Annotated in this window: 1 protein-coding gene; it reads left to right on the plus strand. The window is 63.0% G+C overall.

Annotation, left to right across the window (positions count from 1 at the left end; all coding sequences use genetic code 11):
• The coding region (locus FTE26_RS01200) for an AAA family ATPase (RefSeq protein ID WP_272457383.1) at window positions 1-508 on the plus strand (508 nt) is incomplete at both ends.

Here is a 508-nt window from a genome sequence, read left to right on the forward strand (position 1 = left end):
CCACGCACCGTGCGGTCGGTGAGATGCGCAGCGCCGGCGTGGATGCACAGACGCTGGCGTCCTTTCTGCATGACACGCAGCTGCAGCAGCGCAGCGGAGAAACGCCGGATTTCAGCAACACGCTGTTCCTGCTCGATGAGAGCTCAATGGTGGGCAATACCGATATGGCACGGGCATACGCCCTGATTGCGGCCGGTGGCGGTCGTGCCGTGGCCAGTGGTGACACGGACCAGCTGCAGGCCATCGCGCCCGGTCAGCCTTTCCGTCTGCAGCAGACGCGCAGTGCTGCCGATGTGGTCATCATGAAGGAGATTGTGCGTCAGACGCCGGAACTGCGGGAGGCGGTATACAGCCTGATTAACCGGGATGTGGAAAGGGCACTGTCCGGGCTTGAGAGTGTGAAACCGTCTCAGGTTCCCCGTCAGGAGGGCGCATGGGCACCGGAGCACTCCGTGACGGAGTTCAGTCACAGCCAGGAAGCGAAACTGGCAGAAGCGCAGCAGAAGGC

The organism is Escherichia sp. S10b (genome assembly GCF_028421345.1).
In the GTDB taxonomy this organism is placed as follows: domain Bacteria; phylum Pseudomonadota; class Gammaproteobacteria; order Enterobacterales; family Enterobacteriaceae; genus ECMA0423.